14 protein-coding genes are annotated in these 16785 nt (G+C 56.4%); 5 read left to right on the top strand and 9 right to left on the bottom strand.

Translation table 11 applies throughout. The annotated features are described in order from the left end of the window. The first annotated feature begins 457 nt into the window (after window positions 1–457). Window positions 458–1531, top strand: a complete 1074-nt coding sequence (locus tag HP564_RS04190) for a porin (protein WP_371240442.1) — start codon at window positions 458–460, stop codon at window positions 1529–1531. A gap of 85 nt (window positions 1532–1616) precedes the next feature. Here the strand turns inward: HP564_RS04190 and HP564_RS04185 are convergent, their stop codons facing one another. The 9 genes from HP564_RS04185 to HP564_RS04145 form a co-directional block, all read right to left on the bottom strand. Further along, window positions 1617–2525, bottom strand: coding sequence for a bestrophin family protein (locus tag HP564_RS04185; protein WP_371240440.1), 909 nt, complete (start codon window positions 2523–2525; stop codon window positions 1617–1619). Between the two features lie 134 nt (window positions 2526–2659). Next, a complete protein-coding gene (locus tag HP564_RS04180) occupies window positions 2660–3016 on the bottom strand; it encodes a hypothetical protein (RefSeq protein WP_371240438.1) in 357 nt (118 codons plus the stop codon). An 83-nt stretch (window positions 3017–3099) separates the two neighbouring features. Beyond that, window positions 3100–4446, bottom strand: coding sequence for a YchO/YchP family invasin (locus HP564_RS04175; RefSeq protein WP_371240684.1), 1347 nt, complete (start codon window positions 4444–4446; stop codon window positions 3100–3102). A 260-nt stretch (window positions 4447–4706) separates the two neighbouring features. Then, a complete protein-coding gene (locus HP564_RS04170) occupies window positions 4707–5504 on the bottom strand; it encodes an SDR family oxidoreductase (RefSeq protein ID WP_371240436.1) in 798 nt (265 codons plus the stop codon). Window positions 5505–5516: 12 nt separating this feature from the next. Continuing rightward, window positions 5517–6584: an ABC transporter permease gene (locus HP564_RS04165; protein WP_371240434.1), complete on the bottom strand. Its 1068-nt coding sequence runs from the start codon at window positions 6582–6584 to the stop codon at window positions 5517–5519. A 53-nt stretch (window positions 6585–6637) separates the two neighbouring features. Beyond that, window positions 6638–8170 (bottom strand): sugar ABC transporter ATP-binding protein, encoded by a 1533-nt coding sequence (locus HP564_RS04160; RefSeq protein WP_371240432.1) that lies wholly within the window; start codon window positions 8168–8170, stop codon window positions 6638–6640. Window positions 8171–8179: 9 nt separating this feature from the next. Then, on the bottom strand, window positions 8180–8791 hold the full coding sequence (locus HP564_RS04155) for a DUF2291 family protein (protein WP_371240430.1): 612 nt from the start codon (window positions 8789–8791) through the stop codon (window positions 8180–8182). A 45-nt stretch (window positions 8792–8836) separates the two neighbouring features. Continuing rightward, window positions 8837–9772, bottom strand: coding sequence for a D-ribose ABC transporter substrate-binding protein (locus HP564_RS04150; protein ID WP_371240428.1), 936 nt, complete (start codon window positions 9770–9772; stop codon window positions 8837–8839). A gap of 56 nt (window positions 9773–9828) precedes the next feature. After that, on the bottom strand, window positions 9829–10626 hold the full coding sequence (locus tag HP564_RS04145; protein WP_371240426.1) for a GolD/DthD family dehydrogenase: 798 nt from the start codon (window positions 10624–10626) through the stop codon (window positions 9829–9831). 380 nt (window positions 10627–11006) lie between these two features. Here HP564_RS04145 and HP564_RS04140 point away from each other — a divergent pair, with 380 nt between their 5' ends. The 4 genes from HP564_RS04140 (at window position 11007) to tssM (ending at window position 16779) form a co-directional block, all read left to right on the top strand. Continuing rightward, window positions 11007–11825, top strand: coding sequence for a DeoR/GlpR family DNA-binding transcription regulator (locus tag HP564_RS04140; RefSeq protein ID WP_371240424.1), 819 nt, complete (start codon window positions 11007–11009; stop codon window positions 11823–11825). A 1039-nt stretch (window positions 11826–12864) separates the two neighbouring features. Continuing rightward, window positions 12865–13359: an SH3 domain-containing protein gene (locus HP564_RS04135; RefSeq protein ID WP_371240682.1), complete on the top strand. Its 495-nt coding sequence runs from the start codon at window positions 12865–12867 to the stop codon at window positions 13357–13359. 85 nt (window positions 13360–13444) lie between these two features. Further along, window positions 13445–14662, top strand: coding sequence for a type IVB secretion system protein IcmH/DotU (icmH, locus tag HP564_RS04130; protein ID WP_371240422.1), 1218 nt, complete (start codon window positions 13445–13447; stop codon window positions 14660–14662). Then, on the top strand, window positions 14662–16779 hold the full coding sequence (tssM, locus tag HP564_RS04125) for a type VI secretion system membrane subunit TssM (RefSeq protein ID WP_371240420.1): 2118 nt from the start codon (window positions 14662–14664) through the stop codon (window positions 16777–16779). Before icmH ends, tssM begins: the two co-directional genes overlap by 1 nt. The last annotated feature ends 6 nt before the right edge of the window (window positions 16780–16785 follow it).

The following is a 16785-nucleotide window of genomic DNA, read 5'->3' as shown; positions in this document are numbered from 1 at the left end:
GTCAACGCTAAATAAATATGAGCGTTTGTCGCATTATTTCTGACGTTATTATCATGGCGGAAATAAAAGTCGTGACGAAGATTTCAATTTGTAAGCACGCTAATGATCAGCATTCAATCCTGCTGCGGGTTATTGAACATTTTCAGTTAAGCTTGATTTTCATCTGGGATTAGCTAGCCGCTATTTTCCGCCGAACCCTCTGGATAAGAAAACATCAATGTGATTAATTAAACCATTTAAATCAATAAGTTAATTTATAATTAAATTTTTTTATTTTTGTTAAAGATGTCGATTTTCAGAGAACCAGAGGCGAACTGGCAGGCAGCAAAAGGTTGCAGACCCTTTTCGAAACATTTGATTACACTTATTGCACTAGGTCTGTTTACCTTTTTGTGTCATTTTTTCTGCACCTCGTTTAACGGGGAAATAATAACTAACAAAGACAGGGTAAAAATAAATGATGCAGCGCGCTTTCCTGGCGACACTCGTGTCGTCCATTCTCGGATTATCTTCCGCTCAGGCAGCGGAGATTTATAATAAGGACGGGAATAAACTTGACCTGGTCGGTAAAATTAACGTTTCACATCTGTTTTCAGATGACACTAATAACGACGGGGACACCTCTTCCTACGCCCGCTTTGGTTTCAAAGGCGAAACGAAAATTGCCGATCGGCTGACCGGCTATGGGTTCTGGCAGTACCAGTACAGCCTGCGTAACTCAGAGGGTAGCGATGCGCAAACCGGTAACCGCACCCGCCTTGGCTATGCCGGCCTAAAATATGGCGATGCCGGTTCGCTCGACTATGGCCGCAACTATGGCCTGGTTTATGATGTACTGGCCTACACCGACATGCTGCCCTTCTTTGGCGGCGATTCAGGCTATACCGATGGATTCCTGGCGGGCCGTTCCACCGGTGTGCTGACCTGGCGCAACAAAGATTTCTTTGGCCTGGTCAAAGGTCTGAATCTGGGTGCGCAGTATCAAGGTAAAAACGATCGCTCCGGTAACATCGATGCGGTGCGCCGTTCTAATGGCGATGGCTATGCGCTGTCTGCCAGCTATGACTTCGATTTTGGCCTGAGTTTTAGCGGCGCGTTTGCCAGCCTGGATCGCACCGAGACGCAGAACGCCGCAGCACGCGGCGAAGGGGAGAAAGCGCAGCACTGGGCAACCGCAGTGAAATATGACGCTAACCAGATCTATCTCGCTGCAATGTATGGTCAAACCCTGAACGCCACGCCGGTTAGCGGCGGCTATGCTAACAAAGCAGTAAACTTTGAGGCAGTCGCGCAGTATCAGTTCCTGAACGGCATTCGCCCGTCAGTAGGCTACGTCTCTTCGAAAGGGAAAGAGATTGAAAATACTGGCGATGCGGACATTGTGAAATATGTCTCTGCGGGCGTGACCTACTACTTCAACAAAAATATGTCTACCTATGTTGAATACAAGATCAACCTGCTCGACGACAACAATCCGCTGGGCCTGAAAACTGACGATATCACTGCCGTCGGCTTGATCTACCAGTTCTGATACGGGTTTACCCTCACCTGCCCGGTCCGTGTCAACCGGGTCACTGAAGGCCGCGCAAGCGGCCTTTTTCAGTCAGCCCGCGGCTTCAGGTCAGACGATACCACGCGTCCGCACGCAGCGGTGTGGGCAGCGTCTCCTCTTCACCCGCCATCTCACGCAGGCTGATTTCAATATTGGTGCAAATCGCATCCATTGGCAGATGATTATTCAGATAGCCAAAGGGCATCTCCAGCTCTTCTGCCAGCGTATCCAGCGACAGAAAGGTGTAGGAGATAAACATCGAAACCAGTGGTGTCATATAGTGCAGATCGGGCGCCAGCGCGAACGGCAGCAGCGTACAAAAGAGATAGACGGTACGGTGCAACAGCAGGCCATAGGCGAACGGCACCGGCATACTGGCCAGCCGTTCACAACCGCCGAGCACGGCCGCCAGCTGGTTGAGGCTCTCATCAATACTTCCCCACATAACATCACTGATTTTGCCCTGACGGCGCTGATCCGCCAGCCAGTGCGACAGCTGTAAATGCAGCATATTCGTGGGCGAGCGGCGCGACAGCACCCACCTGCTCTCGTCACCCAGCAGGCGCTGAAGGTCGGCACCGGCATCGCTGCGGCGCAGCTGATGCTTCAGGCTGTAGCAAAACGCCAGCAGCAGCGCCTGGACGCGGGGTGCCTCTTCGGGAAACAGCGCCAGTACCTGGCGCTGTAGCGTGCGGCAGGCGATAAGTAGTGCGCCGAAGAAGTGGCGCGCCTCGCTGAAACGCGCAAAGCAGACGCTGTTGCGAAAGCCGAGAAACACCGCGATTGAGACACCTAGCAGACTAAAGGGTGCCAGCGTCAGCTTAATGCCCAGCGTCTCGTACCAGTTGAGCAGCCAGAGCGCGAGCAGCGACATCAGCAAATTGAGAAACAAGCGAAATGAAATAGCAGGCAGCACTGAGCCGTGCCAGGCGAACAAACGAACGAACCAATGGCGATGGGGACGAACGATCATGATGTGCAAGTGACAAGGGATTTTGCGGCGATTCTGCCGCTTTCCTGTCACGCTTTCCAGCGGTAAATTGTGACAATTGTCACAATTTACCGCCCCTGCCCGGACAAGGCTATGACCCCATTGTCACGCGAACTTTATGGATTATCACACTGGGCAATCATTGTCGCCACGGCGCGGCTGAGGTGGGGATCGTCGGGGGCATAATAGAACTGCACGCTGGTCTGCCGCTGGCTAAATTTTGCCACCTCTACCCATGCCACCACCTCTGACTGCGGGTTTAACAGGTTAAACCGATCGACGCCGCCGGGCAGCGGATCGTCCGCTTCCAGCAGGAGTCGCTGTTCAGCCGCCACCCCTTCCAGACACTGCTCGATGGCGTCTCGATGGCCTGACAAATAGCCGGTCGTGGTTTCAGGATGGCGCGTAACGTGGCCCAGGTCCACGCAGCCGCACAATAAAAGAGAACTTATGGCAAGACAGGGCATTTTCATTTACTCATCCTTCTACTGAAAAAGCGCCAGGCGGATAGCGTTGATGCTGGCACAGGTCAGTCAAACGTTCCTTTAATAACGCATCAGGGCTGCATAATGTTAAAGCGGTCTGACGCCTCTCCTGTATCCACCGCTATTGGTGGCTGTACCTTCAGGGTAATCCAGTTTGAGGTGACGCGCTGCTGCTTTTCATCTTCCAGCGTCACCGACAGATGATATTCGTTACTGGCTCCCGGTGAGTCATCCCAGGCGGGCATAATCAGGCTCCAGCCCTGCGGCTGGTTATTGTCGGCGGGCGGCGTCAGGCTCAGCGCCTGAGTATCTCCCTGCCAGCTCACCGCTTTAATGGGGTTACTGTGGCGAATTTGCAGCTTCAGCGGCAGACTTTCACCCGGCGTCAGCTGCCACGGGGGCGTGGCGAGAAATACTGACAGCGTTTTACGCTGACGGAAATTCAGCACCGGGGTCTCTGAACGCGTCACGCGATCGTAGCGGCTGCCCCGCAGCGAGCGCGCTTCAGCCACATTGCCCGCATCCAGCTGTTTGCTCAGCGCGACGCCAAAGCGGTAATTGAGTTTGAGGCCCAGCTGATCCTGGGTTTCCCCTGCACTGCTGGTTTTATGGGTGGCAGAGAGCGTCACCAGCGGCACCGGGGTATAGGAGACGCCGAGCGACAGCGCTGAAGGGTTGTGATAACGGTTGCCGCTGTGGAACAGATCGACATTATTGCCCAGATACTGCTCCCAGCTCAGCGAAACGCCCAGCTGTCGGTAAAAGGGCAAATAGCTCTGCGTGGTGATGTCATACCCGCGTGCCATGCGCTGCTGCTGTGTCTCGCCGCTGTTCTTCCAGCCGCTCAGGGGATGATAATAGTTGGCGGAAAAACGCAGGTTCTCATTCCAGGCTTCCGTCCCCAGCGAGGCACGCTGTTGACCAATAGCAAAGTTTCGATCGAGAAAGGCGTTATAGCCCAGCAGCCACGCCGGTGTTACCCAGCGCTGCCCCAGCCCAACATTTCCCACCAGCCCGTCGCTGGTATCACGGATGCCCAGTTGGCTAAAGGTCAGATGACTCTGCTCGTCCGCCAGCGTGCTGAACAGATCGCCACCGGTGCCGGTAAAATTGCCCTGCATATCGACCATTAAGTCGAGCTGCGCGTTGCCCCAGGGAGAGAGCAGCGACTGCCCTTCACTTTGCACACGGCTGGCAACCTCGTCGCGAAAATGGTTAAACGCCCAGACGCCCGCCTGCTGCCCAAAGGTGGTGGAACTGTCCGCGTTCTGGCTGGCTTCACCAATACTTTTAGCGATGCTCGCCAGGCGTTTATTCCACTCATCGCTGTCAGCTGGATTACCCAGCGACGGCAGCGTCTCAAGCTGCTGCTGAAAACGTGCCGGATCGTCAAAAGGCGCGTCCGACACTGACGACATATCACTGAATGCCTGCGCCACAGGCACAGCAGAGAGGATCGCCGCAGCGACCAGCCCGGGGAGGGTATAAAGACGGGTAACGCGAAGAAAAAGCATAGCGACTTAACGGTTTTCTCAGTTCATGAACGAGATCTGTCTCACAAAACGTATAGATTAACCTTAACACATGGTCGTCATTTTGTAGAAAAAGAGAGAACCAGAAAGGCGTTCGTCAGGATAAAAGCCGGATAAGCGGACCGCTTACCCGGCCTGACAGCGCATCAGGAGAAGATCAGGCCGCCATCCACGTTAATGGTCTGCCCGGTAATATAGCGAGCATCCTCAGAGGCCAGGAAAGCCACCAGACCGGCCACATCCTCTGGCTGACCGGCACGCTTCAGGGGAATGTTCTCTACCCACTCCGCCATTAGCTCGCCCTTGCCATATTTTTTCTCCCCGGTGCTGAGGATCTCACCCCAGACGCGATCGTTGTAATCCCACATTTCACTTTCAATGATGCCGGGACAGAAAGCGTTAACGGTAATATGGGCAGGTGCCAGCTCCAGCGCCAGGCTTTGCGTGATACCGATGACGCCCATCTTGCTCGCCGCATAGTGCGGCGTATAAATAAAGCCCTGACGCCCCTGGCCCGATGAGGTATTGATCAGGCTGCCGCGCATCTGCTTTACCATATACTTTGCCGCTTCGCGGCAGCAGAGCCAGACGCCGGTGGTATTCACCGCCAGCACTTTCTCAAAGTCCGCCCTGGGCATCGCGTCAAATCGATCAATGGTGATGACGCCAGCGTTCTGGATAGAGACATCGATGCGGCCAAAGCGCTCAAACGCCTGCTGGTAGAGCTTTTGCACCGCCTCCTCATCCGTTACGTCTGCCTGCAAGGCCAGAATATCGCTGCCATAGGTTGTGCTGAGCGCCTCGGCGGTGTCAAACACCCGCTCGGCATTAGAGACCATCACCAGGTTAGCGCCGTCACGCGCGAAGCGTTGCGCAATGCCCGCGCCAATTCCGCGACAGGCACCGGTAATCACCACGGTTTGCCCTTGAAAATCATGCGTCATGTTCTCCTCCGCTTATCCATGACTGACTTCAGATACCGATGTTGTCTGCTGCTTTTTTTCATGACGACGCAGCATGACCACTTTGCTTTGCAGGCGTTGCTGGAACTGGTCAATCACGACGGCAGTAACAATCACCAGCCCTTTGATCACCATCTGCCAGAAATCGCTGACGCCCATCATCACCATGCCGTCGGCAAGGAAGACAATGACAAACGCCCCGATGATGGAGCCGGAGACGCGGCCACGCCCGCCCGCCAGTGCCGTGCCGCCCAGCACCGTTGCCCCGATAGCATCCATCTCAAACATATTGCCGGTCATCGGGTGCGCGGTTTGCAGTTGCGACGCCACAATCAGGCCAACCAGCCCGGCGCACAGCCCGGAGAAGGCGTACACGAAGATTTTTACCTTCATGATGGGCACGCCCGCCAGCCGCGCGGCGGGCTCGTTACCGCCTGCGGCATAGATATAGCGCCCAAGTGGGGTTTTGCGCGTCAGATAGAGTCCGAGCAGCAGAAAACCGACCATCAGCCAGATGGGAAGATAGACGCCCAGCAGCGTGCCGGAGCCGAGAAAGGCGAAACCGGTATTGCCCAGCGCAGGCAGGCCGACCAGGTTAGCGTAGGTACTGCCGTCGTTAAACAGCAGCGCCGCGCCGCGCGCCACGTACATCATGCCAAGCGTACAGATAAAAGGGGCCACGCCGAGACGGGTGATCACCGTGCCGTTAATCAGGCCGATTACCACGCCAAACAGCGCCACCACGAAGATAACCTCCGGCACGTTAAGAAACAGAATATTGCCGTTCCACAGCGGCACGCCGCTGGTGAGCAGCGCGCCCGCCACCATGCCGCAGATCCCCGCCACCGCCCCCACCGACAGGTCAATGCCACCGGTGAGGATCACCAGCGTCATGCCAATCGCCAGTAGTCCGGTAATGGCCACGTGCTGCGTCATGATCAGCAGGTTCGACGGCGTCAGAAAGTTCGGCACCATCACGCTAAAGAAACCGATCACGATTAGCAGCGCGATAAAGGTTCTCGCCTTGAGCAGGTACATATAGAGCAGGTATTTTTGGTTCATCATCTCTCCCGCGGGCGAGAACACATGCCCGTCATGCCAGTAAAACTGGCGGCTTAGTCATGCGGCGTCGAGGCCGTAATCAGTTTCTCGCGTGTGGCCTCGGCGCGGGTTAAATCAGCGGTAATACGCCCGTCGGCCATCACCAGCACGCGGTCCGCCAGCGCCATTACCTCATCAAGCTCCGATGAGGAAAACATCACCGCCAGCCCCTGCTGCGCCAGACTGCCAATCAGGTGATAGACGTCGGTTTTCGCTCCTACGTCAATACCGCGCGTCGGCTCATCCAGCAGCACCACCTTTGGCCCGGTCATCAGCGCTTTGCCCAGCACCACCTTCTGCTGGTTACCGCCGCTCAGCGAGGTAACGGGCAGCTCCGCATCGCTGACCTTGATCGCCAGATGCTGGATCATCTCATCCACGCGCTGCTTCTCTTTTGCCGGATGCAGCAGGCGCAGCGCGCGACGAAATCCGCGCACGCTGAGATCGGTCAGCGTCATGTTGGCGGTGACCGACATCAGCTGCACTACGCCTTCCCCCTGCCGATCCTCAGGCACCAGCGTGATGCCGCGCTTCAGCCGCTGCTGAAAACTGCACCGCTCAAGCGCCTGGCCCGCCAGCTGTACCCGGCCCGACTGGCAGGGCATCAGGCCGATCAGCCCCTTAAACAGTTCGGTGCGCCCGGCACCCAGCAGGCCGTAGATACCGATCACCTCGCCTTTGCGCAGCGAGAAGGTCACGTCATTGAGACGGTAGCCACCGTTCTGATGCAGCGCCGTCAGGCCCTTCACCTCCAGCACCGTTTCGCCCTGCGGCGCAGCCTGATAGTCAAAGTGTTTTTTCTTGTCACCCACCATTTGCTCAATAATCCAGGGCACGCTGGCGTCGCGCACGTCGCGCTCGCTGATAAAGCGGCCGTCGCGGAAAATGGTGATGTGGTCGCCAATCTCCATCAGCTCTTCCAGACGGTGCGAAATATAGATAATGGTGACGCCGCGCCGCTTTAGCTGCTCGATAACGTTGAACAGCACCTTTACTTCTGACTGGCTGAGCGCACTGGTCGGCTCATCCATAATCAGCACGCGCGTATCCTTGGAGAGCGCCCGCGCAATCTCCACCAGCTGCTGGTGGCCGATGCCCAGTTCGCCGAGCGGCGCATAGGGATCGACATCCAGCTCCAGTCGCTCAAGCAGGGATTTCGCCAGCGCATACTGGTATTTCTCGTTGATCACCCCGCGCTGAAAGAACTCATTGGCGATAAAGATGTTGTCCATCACATTCATGTTGGGAAACAGGTTCAGCTCCTGAAAGATGATGCTGATGCCCTGCTTTTCCGCCTGATAGGTGGAGGAGAGCGAGACAGGCTGGCCATCAAGCAGGATCTCGCCGCCGGACGGCGTCTCCACGCCAGCCAGCATCTTCATCATGGTGGATTTGCCCGCACCGTTTTCACCGATCAAGACATTGACCCTGTTTCGGTAAACGCGGTAATTGACCTGATCCAGCGCAGTAACGCCAGGATAGAGGCGCGACAGGTTGCGCGTTTCGATAATAACGTCACTGAGGGTATCGGACTGGGAACTCTGCATAGCCGCTCCTTACTGCCGCGTAATAGCAACAGGCGTCACGTTTGGGATCTGCTGCGGCACCTCCCAGCTGGTGAAGACGCCCGACAGCTGCACCTTGTCGCCCACTTTCGGTTTAAACGCCGCCATCATGTCGGAGGCCTGCTGATTGATGGCGCGGCCGTAGTCGCCAAACAGCACCTGATCGTTAAAGTCCTGATAGCTTGCGCCTTTGAAAGCGTCACGCAGCGCGGTACCGGGAATAATGGGGCCGATCTGCACCGTGATGTTGTCGCCAGAGGCTGCTTTAACCGTCATGCGGCCATTGCGTGAGGTGGTGTTGACCGCCGTGACTTCTCCGCGAATGCTGACGCTGAAAATGCAGGGATTTTCCGCCTGACTGCGGTAGCCCAGTGCGGTGCAGGCGCTGTCAAAATCCTTCGCCGACTGAAACGCCTTCAGCAGTTCAGCCGCAGGCTTTGCGTCATGCTCCACCTGAGGCACCAGCTGCTGCTGCCAGGTCTGTGCAATATTGGCCATTTTAGGGTTAGGCGGATTTTTCAGGTTGGCCAGCTCCTGCTGCGACACAATGCGGCAACCGCTGAGCACAATCAGAGGAAGCAGAAGCCAGAGTCGTCTGTCCATCGGTTTCTCCTGACGCCCGCGACAGGCAGGCGTCGCTGCGGTTGATTACGACTTAAAGTTGAAATCCTGTACGCCGCTGGCGTTCTCCGGCGTAATCAAAATGCCGCGGAACATCACGCGCTGTTTTGCTGGCCGGGTGCCTTTCTGAATAAAATTATCCAGGTCGGTAACGCCCTGCGCAGCGATGGCCTGGGCCTGCAGCATCACCGTCGCTTTTAGCGTGCCAGCCTTCACCGCCTCCCGTTCGTCATTGCTGCCGTCGATACCCACTACGATGACGTCATCACGTCCTGCCGCCTTCAGGGCAGCAATCGCGCCCAGCGCCACCGGACCGTTGCCGCAGATCACCCCTTTCACATCCGGGTGCGCCTGCAGAATGCTGTCCATAATGCGCTTGCCATCGATTAGCGTACCTTTGGCATCCTGACGCGCTACGCTCTGCATATCAGGGTACTGATCCAGCACCTGGTGAAACGATTTAGAGCGCGTCACGCAGTTGTTGTCCGCAAGGTTACAGGTCAGTTCAGCGTATTTACCCTTTTCACCCATTTTTTCCACAAAGACGCTGGCCACATCGGAACCGGCCTGGAAGTTGTTATGGGTAATCTGCTCCAGCGCCACGTCATCCACCGGAATTTCACGGTTAATCAGTACCACCGGGATACCGGCATCTTTGGCCTTTTTGATGGCGGCAACGCTGGCGGTAGAGTCGGCGTTATCAAGAATGATGCCCTGTACTTTTTTACCAATGGCGGCATCGATCAGCTCGCTCTGTTTTTTCACGTCCTCACCGTGCGACAGCACCGTGGTTTTGTAGCCCAGCGCCTGCGCCTTGAGGCTGGCCCCTTTGGCTTCTGAGGCGTAATAGGGGTTATCCAGTGAGTTAACGAGGATCATGATGGTGCCTTTCTCTGCCGCAAAGGCGGCGCTGGAGAAGAGGCTGGCGGCAATCGCGGTGCAGAGCAGGGAGCGGATTTTCATGGTGATGTTCTCTCTTTTATACGTAGGGTCGTGACGCTGGAGGGCGTGGTGTTGTCTTACCAGATGGTGAAACCACCATCGATCATCAGATCGGCTCCGGTGATCATGTCGCTGCCGTTACTGGCGAAAAACAGCACTGCGGCGGCAATCTCGTCGGTATAGGCGAAGCGTCCCAGTGGGATAAGCTTTTTCATCTGTTCACCCTTTTCGCCGCGCCAGGCTTTTTCGCCCATCGGCGTCAGTACCACGGTGGGTGACAGGGTGTTAACGTTGATGCGGTGTGGCGCAAACTCTTTTGCCATTACTTTCGTCATGCCCAGCAGGCCCGCTTTGGCAGAGGTGTAGGCCACGTGGTTGTCGATAGCGACTGAAGCAGCCTGTGAGGCGATATTGATAATTTTGCCGCCTTTACCTGCTGCCACCATGTGCCTGCCCGCAACCTGTGAACAGAGAAAAGGCCCGGTCAGATTGACGGCGATCTGCTTCTGCCATTCAGCAAAGTCGGTGTCGAGTACCGGCTGGAGCATGACGTAACCGGCGCAGTTAACCAGAATATCGATCTGACCGTAGTGGCCCACGACTTCGTCAAATGCCCGCGCTACCGAACCGGGATCGGTGACGTCACACTGGACAAACTGCACGCTCGCCGCGTCGAAGGTTTCACGCAGGCTGGTCACTTTGTCCGCTTCGAAAGGAGGATAGAGCAGCGCCAGCCGCGCGCCTTTTGCCAGCAACATCTCGTTGCTCGCCATCGCAATGCCGCCCAGCCCGCCGGTTACGACCGCGACTTTGCCGTCCAGGTTCTGGCTGCTGTCGACGCCGTAGCGCAAATTGACATCATATTCACTGCTCATTCTTCTTCTCCTGTCAGGTGACGGACGGCCGGTCCCGTTAAAAAGGTTTTTCACCGAGTACGGCAGCAATATTCATTTTCGAACAAAAATATAAGCTATCGAAACGCAATGGTATGTGGGTGAGATCAAATTTCATACACCTCGTGAAAATAATTTTTATCCCCTTGTTTTCGCATAAAAACGGGAGTATTGCTGAAAAGGTGCATGGACAAAGCGGCTGAATGGCCTCAGCACGTTCAATACCATGCGCACCATACATTTTCGTTCGAAAACAAAAACCCCGTCCCCTCACCTCGCATTCATTAAAACAGCGGGGTAAACTCAGCCTCAGGCGTCACTTCGCCGGAATCGGCCGTGGATAAAAAGAGGAAGCATTTCGATTGAAAAGCAAAACAGAGCAGCTTGCTGATATGCAGCAGCGCCGCGAAAAAATTCTGGAGATGATCCGCGAGGATGGGACGGTGACGGTAAAAGCGCTGACTGAAGCCTTTGGCCTGACAGAAGCGACCATCCGTACCGACCTGAGAATGCTGCAAAAGCAGGGGCTTGTGCAGCGCTATCACGGCGGAGCAACGCTAATGACCGGTAAACAAAATACCGGTGCACTGCTGCTGGAGCGCCAGACGCATCTGGACGAGAAAGAGGCGATTGGCCGACTGGCGGCGCAGCATATCGAAAACGGTGACACGGTGATTTTCGATTCAGGCACCACAACCACAGCCATTGCTGAAGCGATTGGTCATATTCGCCGTCTCTCCGTGGTCACCACGGGCGTGAATATCGCGCTAAAGCTGGGCGGTGAACCCGGCATCAATATTTTGCTCACTGGCGGCACCTTCAAGTTCCCGACGCTCTCAACCTCCGGCGAAAAAGCAGCCAACTTTTTTGAAAACGTGCTGGCAGAGAAGTTGTTTCTTGCCACCGCCTGCATCTCACCGCGTCTGGGGCTGAGCTTTCCCAGCGAAACCGATATCAAGGTGAAAATGGCGATGATCAACTCCGCCAGCACGGTCTATGTGGTGGCGGACTCCAGCAAAATTGACAAAGTATCGATGTTCGCCCTGCCCTGCGACTGGAGCCATATCCACTACCTCATTACGGACGACGGTATCAGCGCGGCGCAGATCGCCGCCTTTGAGGCGCTGGGGGTAAAGGTACTGGTCGCCCCGCTGTCGCAGGCGCAGCGGCGGGCGGTATGAGCCAGTCCCACCGCTTGCCACACGGTTTGCGCCGGGCTATAGCGCCGGAATCTGACTTATCGTTGACCGCCTGCGCACCGCCCGTAAAAAAAGGCGTCCTGCCAGCATGCTTGCGCATGAGGACGGACGCCTTTATCCAAAACACTGTTCCGCCACCGCGGGCGAACGCAATGCAAATGCCTTTTCAGAAGAGCAAGTCTTGTGCCAGGACAGAATTACAGCGGCGGCGGGCCGCAGGGTCTTTTCCGGCCAGTCAGATGCACCTTACTGACGCACCTTGCGCAGATAACGCACAGAGGGTGTGCATCTCCCGGTAAAAGCGTACCTCAGCGATGGTGACTACTGCGCAGGCGCAGCGGCCTCAGCCGCCTCCTCTTTGCACGCCAGCAGCGGTGAGCCTGTTCAGCTCGGCGGGCGTCTGCCGCCTCACGCCCTGCACCTTGCCTGCTCTGTCGAACTGGCTGCGCTCCCTGTGGCATGGCGCAGCCGTTGAGTATCGGCCTCTGTCACCAGGCTAAGAGATCGATCTACCGCCAGATTGCCGGGGAAGGGTTTTCTGACCATCCTTGTTTTCAGTGCACAAGCAAAAACTATGCCCCCCCTGAAGCCTCAAATGCGATTGCTATCACGCGGATATTCTGAAAAATAGAGCATGGACAACCCGGTTAAAAAGCACGTTTCAGGCAAAAGTAATTAAAAATATTTAATAATTCCCCATTCGCATTAACGCATGACAGAATAGCCTGCACCGGAATATATCCGCTTATGCGACCCATTAATAAGTTTGCTTTAACTGTAACTGATGACGGCGTTTATCAGCCTTTTAACGCGCCCGGTTCTGGAGCCTCTAGCATGGCTTTGACAGTGGCGCAATGGTTTGAAATCTCAAAAGTCTTAGGTAGACTTAACGCCATACTATGCTGATGTAATTTTTCTGGTTTTTTTAGCTGATGCGGTGAAGGCATGATGTTGCACGCAGGTCGTCACGGAAATGACGCTGGCGGCGTATTATGCAGTTACTCTGATGAAATCGAGGAACATGGTGAAAAAGAGTCTTACGTTGATACTGCTGGCGACATTGACCCTGGCGGGCTGTAAAGCCCCGCCGCCACCTGTCACTGATGACACGCTGGTAACCAGCGAAGTCAATGGCGTTAAGTTAGTTCATCGTCATGCGGTTGCCGCGCCTGCCGAGTTCACGCCGATTAATCAGACCTGGCGCGCGCTCTATGCCGCCTCGGTCATGACTACGCCAGACTATGGCGGCAAAGTTGTGCGTTATCTGGAAAACGGTAAATCGTTTGAAGTGCTGGGAAGCGTCGAAAATCACTGGCTGGCGATTGCCGACCAGCCTGATGGCCCCCTGACTGGCTATGTCCCGCTGAAAGCGGGTGTAGAAAGCAGTCGCTATGACGCGACGTTACGCAGCGACCGCCCTCGTCCGCGTGGAAAAAATAAGCAGGTCTGTGTCGATGTCGGCGGTGCCAGCAAGGCGTGCCGCACCAACGATACCGCGACCTGGATCTTAGACTGATAATGAAATTCGGCGCATATTGCCTGTTTGTAATCCCTGAGTTCGCCACTCGGGGATTTGTTCTTGTCTGGAAGAATTCCCGTTAATGACTCAAGAATCGCAGGCCTCTGAGGTTAACGCCTCGGGCAACGATAATCTTTTATTGCAGGCTGCTGCCCCGCTGCTCAATGCCGTCGTGCAGCTGCGACAGGCGGTGACGCATGACGATCCCGCAGGCCTGCGCCAGTCGCTGATCGATGAAATCCGCCTGTTTGAACAGCGCTGCAAACAGGCCGGGCTGCCGTTTGAGATGATCATCGGCGCGCGCTACTGCCTGTGCAGCGCACTGGATGAGGCCGCCGCGCAAACGCCCTGGGGCACGCGCGGCGTCTGGTCTGGCAATGGTATGCTGGTGACGTTCCACAATGAGAGCTGGGGTGGCGAAAAATTTTTCCAGCTGCTTTCCCGTATCTCGCAAAGTCCGGCCCAGCACCTCTGGCTGCTGGAAGTGGTGCACTACTGCTTGCTACTCGGCTACGAAGGCCGCTATCGCGGGAGTGACAGCGGCCGCGTTCAGTGTGATGCCATCCGCAAGCGTCTGGCAAAACTGATTGATGACACGCGCGCCCCGCGCAGCGGAGATCCGAAACCGCTGGTGGAGGTGCATCCGCTGGTCAGCACTATCTCACGTCCCATGATCCCGCTCTGGGCCTGCGCCACGGTGGCGGCGCTGATCGCCTGCCTGCTATACAGCGCGCTGAACTGGCGGCTGGGCAACGATGCCGAGCCGCTGCTGCGCGCGATCTATCAGACTCCCCTGCCACAGATCACCGTTGGTCGTCGCCCCTCTTCGCCCCAGGCGCTGCTCGATCTGCGCCAGCGTCTGAGCGACGTCATTGCCGCCGGGCAGCTTGAGGTCAGTGACGGCGCCTTTGGCAGCAAGGTCATCATTCCGGCGGATAAATTATTTGCTGAACAGGGCACCGCCATCAATCCCGTAGGCCGGGCGCTGCTGGCGCGTGTGGCGACGGCCATGAAAAACGTCAAAGGTTCGGTCCTGGTTTCGGTCTTTACCGACGATCGCCCGGTCGACAACAGCCGTTTCGCCTCCAGCTACGAATTCTCTTTTGCCCGTGCCCGCGCGGTCACACAGCTACTGCAAACCCAGTTTGCCGAAGGCCATGCCATTCGTTCTGAAGGCCGCGGCGACAGCGACCCGCTACTGCCCAATGACAGCAGCGAAAACCGAACCCGCAATCGCCGTGTTGAAATCACGCTGTTCGCTGCGCCGGAAACGCTCAGTAATCATCAGGGAGCCCAGTGATGCGCGCATCCTTACCGTCTGTTCTGACTCATCGCCTGCTGTGGAGTTTTATCGGCGTCACGGCGTTGAGCTGTTTGATCTGGATCCTTGGCCCTTTCTGGAGCTGGGGAGAGACCCGTCCTCTGGAGCCTGAGCTGCCGCGCCAGCTGACGGTCGGCCTGCTGTTTTTTGTCTGGATTCTGTTCCAGTTTATTCCGTCGCTCTATCACGCCTGGTTTAACAGCAAGCTACTGAATACTCTGCAGCAGAGTAGCGCCGAAGATCTCTCCGATCGCCAGGCGACCGAGGAGCTGTTGACCCAGCGCTTTAGCGAAGCGGTCATGCAGCTGAAACGTACCCCTTTCAGCCGCAACAGCCACAGCCGCTGGCCGGCACGCTTTCAGTCTCACTATCTCTATCAGCTACCGTGGTATCTGGTGATGGGCGCGCCTGGCGCGGGCAAAACCACCGCACTGCTTAACGCCGGTCTTGATTTTCCCCTGACCGACAGCGTTGGCAAAACGGCGATTCGTGGCGTTGGCGGAACACGCCACTGCGACTGGTGGTTTACCGATCGGGCGGTGCTGATTGATACGGCTGGCCGCTACACCCTGCAAGAGAGTCAGCGCACCCGTGATGCGGGCGAGTGGCAGAGCTTTATTAACCTGCTGAAGCGCTATCGTACACGCCAGCCCATTAACGGCGTCATCATGACGCTCAGCGTTGCCGATCTGCTGAGCGAATCGGCCGAAACCCGTTTTGCTCAGGCAAGCGCCATGCGCAGCCGCATGAGCGAGCTACACCAGCAAACCGGCATTCACTTCCCGGTCTATGTGATGGTAACCAAAACCGACCTGCTGAAAGGGTTTATGGGCTACTTCGGTGCGCTGGAGAAGCGTCAGCGCGACGCCGTCTGGGGCTTTACCTTTCCCTGGGAACCCAGTAAGTCGCACAAGGATGAATGGCATCGCAGTTTTAATCAGCAGTTTCACCGACTGGAGCAGCAGCTTCAGCAGCAGCTTGGCCATAAGATGGCACAGGAGCGCGATCTCAATCAGCGCGCCGACTGTTTCCTTTTCCCGCAAGAGTTCGCCTCGCTGCGCCCGCTGCTGAATGAGTATCTCGATGTGGTCTTTTCCAGCCAGCAGGAGGCCGTAGCCTGGAGCGCTCGCGGGCTTTTCTTTACCAGCGGGACCCAGGAAGGGCTGCCCTTTGACCGCATCATGGGCGAGCTGAGCCGCAAGCTACAGCTGCCGCAGGCAAGCGGCCAGACCATCGCCGCCTGGGACAGCGTCAACCGCAACAGCCCGATCCCCGGCAATAAAGGCCAGAGCTTCTTCATCCGCGATCTGCTTAGCGATCTTGTCTTTCGCGAAAGCGGTCTGGCGGGCAGTAACCGTCGCTGGGAGTATCGCAATCAGCTGTTCCACTGGATTGGCTATGGCGTACTGGCGGGCGCGCTGGCGATTGCCGCCAGTCTCTGGCTGATCAGCTTCTTCCAGAACCAGCGCTATCTCAGTCAGGTGGCAGAGCGGGTGCCCGCCATCGTCACTCAGAGCCAGCAGGTGATCCATCAGCCAGCCGATAATATTTTTGACCTGCTTCCGTTTTTAAATAATCTGGTCAAGCTGCCGCTCTCCGACCACTTTTCACTTGATAAACCGCCTGTTACGATGCGCGCTGGACTCTACCGTGGAACCCAGGTCAGCGATGCCGCCTGGGCGCTTTATCAAAATGCGTTAAAGTCTTTACTGTTACCCCGCGTGGCTCAGCAGATCACTAACCTGCTGCGTAACGATAAGGGCGACGATAATGAATACAGCCGCAATGCACTGCGCGCCTATCAGATGCTTTACCAGCCGCGCAATTATGATGGTGAATTTCTGCGCGCCTGGCTGCTGCAAAACTTACAGCGCTCGCTGCCGGAAAACGTGAGCGCGCGCGATCTTCAGCAGCTTGACTGGCATCTTAGCCAGCTGCTGGATCAACAAATTCAGTCTTCGCCTTATGCGCGCGACAACGCGCTAATGATGCGCAAACTTGCGGAAAATCTTAAAAATGCCGGTCGTGAAAGCCGTGCACTGGCCGTCACGCCCACAGCCGATGCACCGCCACTGACCGCGCACAGCGAGGAATGAGGTGAG

Origin of the sequence: Pantoea sp. KPR_PJ, assembly GCF_041386365.1 — a bacterium.
Taxonomy (GTDB): Bacteria; Pseudomonadota; Gammaproteobacteria; order Enterobacterales; family Enterobacteriaceae; genus Pantoea.
This window is presented reverse-complemented; position numbering and strand designations above follow the sequence as displayed.

Bases quoted from the DNA above. Each gene is read 5' to 3' on its own strand.
- HP564_RS04155 (WP_371240430.1), bottom strand. From the start codon at position 8,791: ATGGACAGACGACTCTGGCTTCTGCTTCCTCTGATTGTGCTCAGCGGT.
- HP564_RS04175 (WP_371240684.1), bottom strand. From the start codon at position 4,446: ATGTCGTCAGTGTCGGACGCGCCTTTTGACGATCCGGCACGTTTTCAG.
- HP564_RS04165 (WP_371240434.1), bottom strand. From the start codon at position 6,584: ATGAACCAAAAATACCTGCTCTATATGTACCTGCTCAAGGCGAGAACC.
- tssM (WP_371240420.1), top strand. From the start codon at position 14,662: ATGCGCGCATCCTTACCGTCTGTTCTGACTCATCGCCTGCTGTGGAGT.
- HP564_RS04170 (WP_371240436.1), bottom strand. From the start codon at position 5,504: ATGACGCATGATTTTCAAGGGCAAACCGTGGTGATTACCGGTGCCTGT.
- HP564_RS04135 (WP_371240682.1), top strand. From the start codon at position 12,865: ATGGTGAAAAAGAGTCTTACGTTGATACTGCTGGCGACATTGACCCTG.
- HP564_RS04190 (WP_371240442.1), top strand. From the start codon at position 458: ATGATGCAGCGCGCTTTCCTGGCGACACTCGTGTCGTCCATTCTCGGA.
- HP564_RS04145 (WP_371240426.1), bottom strand. From the start codon at position 10,626: ATGAGCAGTGAATATGATGTCAATTTGCGCTACGGCGTCGACAGCAGC.
- icmH (WP_371240422.1), top strand. From the start codon at position 13,445: ATGACTCAAGAATCGCAGGCCTCTGAGGTTAACGCCTCGGGCAACGAT.
- HP564_RS04180 (WP_371240438.1), bottom strand. From the start codon at position 3,016: ATGAAAATGCCCTGTCTTGCCATAAGTTCTCTTTTATTGTGCGGCTGC.
- HP564_RS04150 (WP_371240428.1), bottom strand. From the start codon at position 9,772: ATGAAAATCCGCTCCCTGCTCTGCACCGCGATTGCCGCCAGCCTCTTC.
- HP564_RS04185 (WP_371240440.1), bottom strand. From the start codon at position 2,525: ATGATCGTTCGTCCCCATCGCCATTGGTTCGTTCGTTTGTTCGCCTGG.
- HP564_RS04160 (WP_371240432.1), bottom strand. From the start codon at position 8,170: ATGCAGAGTTCCCAGTCCGATACCCTCAGTGACGTTATTATCGAAACG.